The organism is Comamonas sp. (assembly GCF_036666375.1).
Classification (GTDB): Bacteria; Pseudomonadota; Gammaproteobacteria; order Burkholderiales; family Burkholderiaceae_C; genus Comamonas.
In genome coordinates this window covers 1-9,508 of the sequence record NZ_JAVWWA010000032.1, presented here as the reverse complement: position 1 = coordinate 9,508, position 9,508 = coordinate 1, and the positions used below count along the sequence as shown (strand labels likewise).

Below are 9,508 nucleotides of genomic sequence, written 5' to 3'. Positions count from 1 at the left end.
GCGGCATCGGCCGGCGACGTTGGTGCCTCCTGGTCGAGCGTGAACTCGAGATCGGGCAGGGCGCTGCCGGCCGCTTCGGGCTGGTCCGGCACGGGCGGCAGATCGGCCAGAGCCTCGAAAGTGATTTCAGGCTCTGCGGGAACTGCGGGCTGCGTCGCGGAGGCGGGCTGCTTCCAGATGGGCTCGATAGGCTCGAAGTCGATGTCGCGCGGCGTTTGCGGCGCAGGTTCCACGGGGGACTGTGCAGGGGCGGGCACTGTCGGTTCGGTCGCAGCGGAAGGCAGATCGAGGTCCAGGCTCAGGTCCAGGCCGGGCAGCGCCGTGGGTTCGGCGGGGGCGGATGGCGTCGCTGCAACTGCGGCTGCGGCCAGCGTGCCCGCAAAGGACGCCTGTGCGAGCGCGCGGTCGTCCACCGCGCTGCTGCCGTGCGGCACATCGGCGGCGGCCTGGTACAGCGCATTGGACGGATCGAGTGCGCGGCCCTGTTCGGCCAGATGCAGCCACTCCGCGCCCTGGCCATTGGTCAGCATGAACACGGTCTGGGCCACGGCTTCGAAAGCCTTGCGATCCTGGCGCTTGGCGTAGATGTCGGCGAGTTTCTGGTGCAGTGCCAGGCGTTCGGGCTGGCTGCGCAGCGCTTCCTTGAGAATTTCTTCGGCTTGCAGGTCGCGACCGTAGGCCAGATAGACATCGGCTTCGGCCACGGGGTCGACTTCGCCGCCGGTATCGAGCTGGCTGTGCGAATAGGCCGTGGAGCTGCCGAATTGCGTCTGCGCCGTGTCGACCTGCTGGCCCTGACCGGCGGCAAACACCGAATCGGGGTGCAGCAGGCTGTCGCCTGCGGCGTCCTGCTGGCGGCGCTTCTGTACGCGGCGGTAGCCGGCATAGCCGAGCAGCAGGGCCAGCAGGCCCGCACCCGCGAGCGGCAGCATGGGGTCTTCGCTCAGCGTGTCGATGAAGCCCGGCGGTTCGGGCGTGGCCTGTGCGGGTGCGACGGGAGCTGCAACTGCCGGCGCCGGAGCCGGCGCGGGAACTGGAGCGGGGGCCGCAGCGGCAGCGGCGTCCGTGGCAGCGGCTGTGGTATCTGCCGGGGCGGCGTCGGCTGGCGGCGTGGCACCATCGGCTGGCGCCGGAGTGCCCGGCGTCGCAGCGGCGCTTGCCGCGGTGGCCGGTGCAGGAACGACCGCCGCGGGCACAGCCGGCACGCCCGGCGCCGGCGCTGCGCCGGCTGCTGCGGTCGCCGCAGTGCCGGCCGCGGGAACGCCCGCCGCCGGGGCGCCGGCCGCCGGAGCGCCGGCCGCAACATTCTGCAACTCGTTGAGGTTGCGTGAGAGTTCGGAGAGCCGCTCGGACTGGCTCTGCGCCTGTTTTTCCCGGGCCAGGCGTTCGTCGGCGTTCTGGCTGCCCTGGAGCGCGCCCTTGGACAGCGTGAGCTTGTCGGGTGCGGCGGTCGAGGCTTTCTTGTCCTGGACCTGGGCTTCGACGTTGCCGCTGGCGCTGCGCTGGGCCGCGGTCACGGCCGCGAGCGGCGCCGCGCCCGCGAGCCGGCGGCGATATTGGTTGAAGTCCTGGCTTTGCGCGGCGACGATCTGCCGCGCTTCGCTGGCCGATACGGCTTGCGCCGCGGCTTCATCAGGCATTTCGACCACGGCGCCCGCCGTCATGCGGTTGACATTGCCGCTGATGAACGCATGCGGGTTGGCGCGCAGCATCGCGACCAGCATCTGGTCCAGCGACACGCCTGCCGGGCGATAGCCCTGGGCCAGCCGGCTCGCGGTATCGCCCGGGCGTACCGTCAGCGAGGACGGCTTCTGCGTGCTCGCCGGCGCCTTGCGCGCTGCCGCGGTGGCCGCGGCCTGCGCCGGCACGCGCGCCGGCGTGCCGCGCGCGGAAGCCGATGGCTGGGAGGCGGGGGCGCTGATTTGCGCTGCCGAGGACATTTCCTGGACGGACTGGCGTCCCGCGGGCGGGTCGAGCAGCAAGGTATAGCTGCGCACCACATGGCCTGCGGCCCAGGAGGCGTCGATCACCAGATCGACAAAAGGCTCGGCGACGGGCTGGGCGCTGGTCAGGCGCAACAGGGCCGAGCCATCGGGGCGGCGCTGCAGCTGCACCTGGAACTGGCTGGCAGTGGCCGTGTATTCCATGCCCTGGGCGCGGAAAACGGCGGGCGTGGCGATGGTCGCGCGCAGACTGTCGGCTTCGGCCGCAGTGATCTGCGGCAGCTCCACTTCCGCGCGCAGGGGTTCTCCCAGCGCGGACTGGATGCTGATGCGGCCCAGCGCCAGCGCCCAGGCTTCAGTGGCCGTCAGGCTGACAGAGACGAGGGCCGCTGCGGCCAGCGCAGAGAGTTTCCAACGATGCATGGTGGCGTCGACTTCTGTGGTTGTGCGGCCCGGGCGAGCGGCATAGTTGTTCTCAGGAATGACCGCCGTGCCGGCACAGCGTGCGAATCATAGTGAAAAATACCTTAGCAGCAATGCATAGCAGTGACAAGCCAAGGTGAAGAGGGCATTGTCCAACACCTGACGGGCAAGGCAGGGCGACACGCCCGGGGAACGCGCCAGATGTTGTCCCTGGGCAACGAGAAACCGCCCCCCAGCCCATTTTGCATGGTCCGGAGAGCGGCAATCGGCAGAAAAGGCTGCGGCGCAGGCCGCGGCCCGGTCCCAGCTTACTTGTCGAGCAGGATGCGCAGCATGCGGCGCAGCGGTTCGGCCGCGCCCCACAGCAGCTGGTCGCCGATCACGAAGGCCGACAGGTACTCGGGGCCCATGTTGAGCTTGCGCACACGGCCCACGGCGACTTCGAGGCCGCCGGTCACGGCCGCGGGCGTCAGTTCCTTGACGGTCACGGCGCGGTCGTTGGCGACGAACTTGACCCAGGGGTTTCCTGTCTGGATCAGCGTCTCGATCTCGGCCAGCGGCAGGTCATGCTTGAGCTTGATGGTCAGCGCCAGCGAGTGGCAGCGCATCGCGCCTATGCGCACGCACAGGCCGTCGACGGGAATCACGGCGCTGGTGCCGAGGATCTTGTTGACTTCGGCCTGGCCCTTCCACTCTTCCTTGGACTGGCCGTTGGGCAACTGCACGTCGATCCAGGGGATCAGGCCGCCGGCCAGCGGGGCGCCGAAGTATTCGGTGGGCACATCGTTGCGGATGGTGTGCGCGACCTGGCGGTCGATGTCGAGAATGGCCGAAGCGGGCGTCGCGAGGGCGTCGGACACGGCGGCGTGCACCACGCCCATGCCCTTGAGCAGTTCGCGCATGTGGTTGGCACCGCCGCCCGAAGCTGCCTGGTAGGTCATGGAGCTGACCCATTCCACCAGACCGGCCTTGAACAGACCGCCCAGGCCCATCAGCAGGATGGAGTTGGTGCAGTTGCCGCCGATCCAGTTCTTGCCGCCTGCGGCGAGCTTGGTCTGGATCAGGTCGTCATTGACCGGATCGAGAACGATGACAGCATCGTCTTCCATGCGCAGCGACGAGGCGGCATCGATCCAGTGGCCTTGCCAGCCGGAAGCGCGCAGCGGGCCGAACACGGCCTTGGTGTAGTCGCCGCCCTGGGCGGTGATGATGATGTCGCAGCGTGACAGCGCGGCGATGTCGTTCGCGTCCTGCAGCGTGGTGTGGGTGCGTGCCTGTGCGGGCGCCTTGCCGCCGGCATTCGAGGTGGAGAAGAAAATCGGCTCGATCAGATCGAAGTCACCTTCGGCCTGCATGCGGTCCATCAACACCGAGCCGACCATGCCGCGCCAGCCTACCAAACCTACCAACTTGCTCATTTTCAACGCCCCTGTGGTTTAAGAAACAATGTTCGACCAGACTGGGACCCGGCTCGTCTGGCCGGGAGAGGGCGCGCGACGAACCGGGCTGTGTCAGCCTTTAATCGTCGTAATGGTTGCTGCGCGCGCAGCCACAGCTGCCGAAGGGACAGTTGTCAATGAGGCGATGCGGGTGTGGGCGGCAAACATAGCGGAGCATTGTAATGGATTCCCTCGGGGTCCATGTCGCGGATGCCTTTGCCGGGTCTGCCGCCCGGGCTCGACGGTGGATTAATAGACCGTCATGGCAATGCTGGATGCAAAGACGTTGGGCATCCAACCGCCTTCGTGGCCGGTCAGCGCCACGCATTGGTCGCCGAAGTCGCTGAAGTCGCCGAAGTCGCTGAGGTCGTCGAAGTCGTCGAAATCATCATTGGCGCGCGCTTGCAGCGCAATGGCATGCTCCTCATCGCTGTAACGGCTCTCGGTGCTCAGGGTGACAGAAGCCGGCGCCGCGCCGCCGGGCAGCACATCGCTGACGGTCACAAAGACCATGTCGGAGAACTGCAGCAAATCGTCTTCGGGGAAAGAAATGGCCATGGGGCCAAGGTCCAGCGGTTTGGTCGACAGAGTGTCCTGGCCCTCATGGGCTGCCGCGCCAACCTTGCCGGCCACGTATTCGACGCCGCCCAGCAGCGCGGCGCCCAGCACAGGTGCCTGGGCCTTGACTTCGGACCAGGCGGCCGAGCCCATCTGCGTGGTCTTGTCCGCCAGGGCCGCATAACCGATCTTCAAAGCGGCGTAGCCGAAATCCAGCAGCTTGCTGCCGGCTACCTCCGCGAGCTTTGCGACCATGGTGGCGCTGCTCTTCGCGTCGCCATCGGACTTGCCCGCCGTCGTGTCGCAATGTGTGGCGTGGGTCTGCTCCAGCGCCGAGTAAACGGACTTGGCGAGCCGATCCTTGGCGCCGTAGGCCAGCGCATGGGTGGTGGCGGCGACCTCGGTAGCGGCATTCATCGCTGCGTTGCCCACAGCCTCGGCCGCCGCGAGAGGCGCCTTTGTGGCGATGAAGCCGATCTCGCTGGCCAGGTTGCCTGTAGTGGTCCAACTGATGTTGTTGGTTTCGCAGTACTTGGCGGTTGCGGGAAAGTAGGAAGTTGCTTGGTTCCAGATGGTGTTGAGGCTGTTGTACAGAAAGGACATGGAAATAGAACAAAAGGTTGATACAGAGGCAGGCGTATGCCGCGCTGCCTCAGTTGCCTTTTTGCGCCCGATGAATCCGGCGTTTCCGGTCCGGCTGCTGCCGGTAGAGCACGCCGCTGTCGATTGCAAAAAAGTATCATAATGTTGAATCAATAGTCTTTCTATATCAATAGCTTTTTGCTATTTCGAGCTTTGCTCCTACATTGTGGAAGTTCGATCATGGCGGCGGGTGTCGCCGCCGCGAGACATCCGCAAGGCATAAAAAAAGCAGCCATTGCTGGCTGCTTCCTGCGGGACGGTGGGGGAAAACGCGATCAGCGCAGCGCGGCGACCACGGCATCACCCATTTCGGCGGTGCCCACGCGGGTCGTGCCTTCGCTCCAGATGTCGGGCGTGCGCAGGCCCTGGGCCAGCACGGCCTGCACGGCATCTTCGATGCGCTGGGCCGCGGCTTCCTGGTTCAGGCTGAAGCGCAGCATCATTGCGGCCGACAGGATGGTGGCCAAGGGGTTGGCGACGTTCTTGCCCGCGATGTCGGGAGCGCTGCCGTGGCTGGGCTCGTACAGGCCCTGGCCCTTGGAGTTGAGGCTGGCCGAAGGCAGCATGCCGATGGAGCCGGTGAGCATGGAGGCTTCATCCGAGAGGATGTCGCCAAACATGTTGCCCGTGACCACGACGTCGAAACGCTTGGGTTCCTTGACCAGTTGCATGGCGGCGTTGTCCACATACATGTGGTCCAGCTGCACGTCGGGGTAGTCCTTGCCGACTTCGGTGACCACGTCCTTCCAGAACTGGAAGGTCTCGAGCACGTTGGCCTTGTCGACGCTGGTCACGCGCTTGCTGCGCTTTTGCGCGGCCTGGAAGGCCACATGCGCGATGCGCTCGATCTCGGGGCGCGAATAGCGCATGGTGTCGAACGCTTCCTCGGCACCGGGGAAATGGCCGTCGGTGGCGACGCGGCGGCCGCGCGGCTGGCCGAAGTAGATGTCGCCCGTGAGTTCACGGATGATCAGGATGTCGAGGCCGGCGACCAGTTCGGGCTTGAGGCTGGAGGCGTGCGTCAGCTCCTTGTAGCAGATGGCCGGGCGGAAGTTGGCAAACAGGCCCATGTGCTTGCGCAGGCCCAGGATGGCCTGCTCGGGGCGCAGCGGACGGTCCAGGGTGTCGTACTTCCAGTCGCCGACGGCGCCGAACAGCACGGCATCGGCTTCCATCGCCAGCTTGAGCGTGGCTTCGGGCAGGGGGTGTCCCGTGAGGGCATAGGCTGCGCCGCCGACCGGCGCCGATTCCATTTCGAAGTCCAGGTCGAGGGCGTTGAGCACCTTGACGGCTTCCGCGACGATTTCGGGGCCGATGCCGTCGCCGGGCAAGACTGCAATTTTCATGGGAATTCTCTGTCGAAGTAAAAAATCGGGGGCTGCGGGCGCCGGCTTGGGCCGGAAGTCCCGCAGCAGGTCAAGCCATCAGCCCTGGACCAGGGTGTGGGCCAGCCAGGGCTTGGTTGCCAGGCGTTGGGCTTCGAAGGCCTTGATCTTGTCGGACTGGCGCAGCGTCAGGCCGATGTCGTCGAAGCCGTTGAGCAGGCAGTATTTGCGAAACGCATTCACCTCGAACGGGATTTCCTCGCCCTGCGGACGCACGATGACCTGGCGCTCGAGATCGATGGTCAGCTGGTAGCCGGGGAAGGCTGCGACTTCATCGAACAGCGCGGCGACCGTGGCTTCGGGCAGCACGATGGGCAGCAGGCCGTTCTTGAAGCAGTTGTTGAAGAAGATGTCGGCAAAGCTGGGCGCAATCACGGCGCGGAAGCCGAACTGGTCCAGCGCCCAGGGCGCGTGCTCGCGGCTCGAGCCGCAGCCGAAGTTCTTGCGTGCCAGCAGGATGGATGCACCCAGGTAGCGCGGCTGGTTCAGCACGAAGTCGGGGTTGGGCTTGCGGCTGGCCGGATCCTGGCCGGGCTCGCCGTGGTCCAGATAGCGCCATTCGTCAAACAGGTTCACGCCGAAGCCGGTCTTCTTGATCGACTTGAGAAACTGCTTGGGAATGATGGCGTCGGTGTCGACGTTCTCGCGGTCCATCGGGGCCACGAGGCCTTGTTGTACGGTGAATTTTTGCATGGAAATTATTCCTCGAAAGGGGAGCTCGGCGTTGTGGCGGTCGTTCAGACGAAGCGGCGCACGTCGACGAAATGACCGTGCACCGCGGCGGCCGCGGCCATCGAGGGGCTGACCAGATGGGTGCGTCCGCCCGCGCCCTGGCGGCCTTCGAAGTTGCGGTTCGAGGTCGAGGCACAGCGCTCGCCGGGCTCGAGCCGGTCGGCGTTCATTGCCAGGCACATCGAGCAGCCGGGCTCGCGCCATTCGAAGCCCGCGGCCTTGAAGATCTGGTCCAGGCCTTCACGCTCGGCCTGCTCCTTGACCAGACCCGAGCCGGGAACCACCATGGCCAGCTTGACGTTCTTGGCGACCTTGCGGCCGAGCTTTTGCACCATGGCTGCGGCTTCGCGCATGTCTTCGATGCGGCTGTTGGTGCACGAACCGATGAACACCTTGTCGATGCTGATGTCGTTGATCGCCTTGCCGGGCTCGAGGTTCATGTAGACCAGCGCGCGCTCGATCGCGCCGCGCTTGTTGCTGTCCTTTTCCTTGTCGGGATCTGGCACGACGGCATCAATGCCCAGCACCATTTCGGGCGAGGTGCCCCAGGTGACCTGCGGCACGATCTGCGTGGCGTCGAGCGTGACCACCAGGTCGAACTGCGCATCGGCGTCCGACTGCAGCGTCTGCCAGTAGGCCACGGCCTGGTCCCATTCGACACCTGTGGGAGCGAGCGGCCGGCCCTTGACGTAGCGAATGGTCTTCTCGTCGACGGCCACCAGACCGGCGCGCGCGCCGGCTTCGATCGCCATGTTGCAGACCGTCATCCGGCCTTCCATCGACAGGTCGCGTATGGCCTGGCCCGCGAATTCAATGGTGTAGCCGGTGCCGCCGGCCGTGCCGATCTTGCCGATGATGGCCAGCACCAGGTCCTTGGCGGTGACGCCGGGCGCGGCCTTGCCGTCCACGCGCACCAGCAGGTTCTTGGCCTTCTTGGCCAGCAGCGTCTGCGTGGCCATCACGTGCTCGACTTCCGAGGTGCCTATGCCGTGGGCCAGCGCGCCGAAGGCGCCGTGTGTGGAAGTGTGGCTGTCGCCGCAGACCACGGTCATGCCGGGCAGCGTCGCGCCTTGCTCGGGGCCCATCACGTGGACGATGCCCTGGCCCTTGTCCATGAACGGGAAGAACGCCGCCGAGCCGAACTCGCCGATGTTGTCGTTGAGCGTGGTGATCTGTTCCTTGCTGATCGGGTCGGCAATGCCTTCGTAGCCCAGTTCCCAGCCCGTGGTCGGTGTGTTGTGGTCGGCCGTGGCCACCACCGAGCTGATGCGCCACAGCTTGCGTCCCGCGACGCGCAGTCCTTCGAACGCCTGGGGGCTGGTCACTTCGTGCACCAGGTGGCGGTCGATGTAGAGGATGGACGTGCCATCTTCTTCGGTGTGGACGACGTGTTCGTCCCAGATCTTGTCGTACAGGGTGCGTCCCATGGCGTTCTCTCGGCTTTGTGGTTTCAGGTGGGTGGGTGATTTTAGGCGGCGGCCAGATGCTCTACCAGCAGCCGCGAAGTCATCGGCAGGGTCTCGAAATCGCGGGCCACGAGCAGCACTTCGCGCTCGGCCCAGTCGTCGGTCAGGACCACGGCGCGCAGGTGGCCCACGCCATGCATCAGCGCGAATGCGCGGTCGGGCAGCAGGCCCAGGCCCAGGCCGTTGTCTATCATGCGGCACATGGCGTCGAGGCTGGTGACCTGGATGCGCTGGCGCAGCGGCTTGCCCGCGTGTGCGGCCGCGGCCTGCATCGCCAGGCCTATGCTGGAGTCGGCCTTGAGGCCCACGATGTCCCAGTCGAGCACCTGGGCAAAGGCCACGCTGGGCGTGGACGCAAGCGGGTGGGCTTCGGGCACGACCACCACCAGGCGGTCGCTGCGGTAGGGGCGGGTCTGCAGGTCGCCCGCGCCGCCCGTGCCCAGCGTGCAGATGCCGATGTCGGCCGTGCCTTCCTGCACCGCATGCAGCACTTCGGCGCTCAGCCGCTCCTGCAGGTCGATCTTGATCTGGCTGTGGGCGCGCGCGAAGCGTCCCAGGTCTTCGGGCAGGAACTGCAGGATGGCCGACATGTTGGCGTGCATGCGCACATGGCCGCGCACGCCTTCGGCGTATTCGCTGAGTTCGCCCTGCATGCGCTCCAGGCCGAACAGCACGGTGCGCGCATGGTGCAGCAGGCTTTCGCCGGCCGGCGTCAAGGTCACGCCGCGGCTGTGGCGGTAGAGCAGGGCGGTGTCGACCGCGGCTTCGAGGTCGGACAGGCGCTTGCTGACGGCCGAGGCGGCAATGAACTCGCGCTCGGCCGCGCGCCCGATGCTGCCCAGCTCGCAGACGGCGACAAACAGCTGCAGGGAAGTGAGGTCGATGCGGCGCGCAAAACTGCGCTCGGAATTCTTCATGGG

At 66.3% G+C, this 9,508-nt stretch carries 7 protein-coding genes; all 7 read right to left on the bottom strand.

Annotated features, from left to right (window positions below; translation table 11 throughout):
- The coding region (locus tag RR928_RS10145) for a type IV pilus assembly protein FimV (RefSeq protein ID WP_332682405.1) at window positions 1-2,366 on the bottom strand (2,366 nt) is incomplete at its 3' end.
- A 308-nt stretch (window positions 2,367-2,674) separates the two neighbouring features.
- Window positions 2,675-3,784, bottom strand: coding sequence for an aspartate-semialdehyde dehydrogenase (gene asd / locus RR928_RS10140; protein ID WP_332682403.1), 1,110 nt, complete (start codon window positions 3,782-3,784; stop codon window positions 2,675-2,677).
- Between the two features lie 270 nt (window positions 3,785-4,054).
- Window positions 4,055-5,119, bottom strand: a complete 1,065-nt coding sequence (locus RR928_RS10135) for a hypothetical protein (protein WP_332682401.1) — start codon at window positions 5,117-5,119, stop codon at window positions 4,055-4,057.
- A gap of 161 nt (window positions 5,120-5,280) precedes the next feature.
- Entirely contained in the window at window positions 5,281-6,351 is a 1,071-nt protein-coding gene (leuB, locus tag RR928_RS10130; protein WP_332536783.1) for a 3-isopropylmalate dehydrogenase, read from the bottom strand.
- Between the two features lie 78 nt (window positions 6,352-6,429).
- Window positions 6,430-7,083, bottom strand: coding sequence for a 3-isopropylmalate dehydratase small subunit (leuD, locus tag RR928_RS10125; protein WP_332536785.1), 654 nt, complete (start codon window positions 7,081-7,083; stop codon window positions 6,430-6,432).
- A 44-nt stretch (window positions 7,084-7,127) separates the two neighbouring features.
- Window positions 7,128-8,549 carry a 3-isopropylmalate dehydratase large subunit gene (gene leuC / locus RR928_RS10120; RefSeq protein ID WP_332536786.1) on the bottom strand — a complete coding sequence of 474 codons (1,422 nt, stop codon included), beginning with the start codon at window positions 8,547-8,549 and terminating at the stop codon, window positions 7,128-7,130.
- Between the two features lie 41 nt (window positions 8,550-8,590).
- On the bottom strand, window positions 8,591-9,505 hold the full coding sequence (locus RR928_RS10115; protein WP_332536790.1) for a LysR family transcriptional regulator: 915 nt from the start codon (window positions 9,503-9,505) through the stop codon (window positions 8,591-8,593).
- Between the last annotated feature and the right edge of the window lie 3 nt (window positions 9,506-9,508).

Coding starts and splice junctions, on each gene's coding strand:
- leuB (WP_332536783.1), bottom strand. CDS start 6,351: ATGAAAATTGCAGTCTTGCCCGGCGACGGCATCGGCCCCGAAATCGTC.
- leuD (WP_332536785.1), bottom strand. CDS start 7,083: ATGCAAAAATTCACCGTACAACAAGGCCTCGTGGCCCCGATGGACCGC.
- asd (WP_332682403.1), bottom strand. CDS start 3,784: ATGAGCAAGTTGGTAGGTTTGGTAGGCTGGCGCGGCATGGTCGGCTCG.
- RR928_RS10115 (WP_332536790.1), bottom strand. CDS start 9,505: ATGAAGAATTCCGAGCGCAGTTTTGCGCGCCGCATCGACCTCACTTCC.
- leuC (WP_332536786.1), bottom strand. CDS start 8,549: ATGGGACGCACCCTGTACGACAAGATCTGGGACGAACACGTCGTCCAC.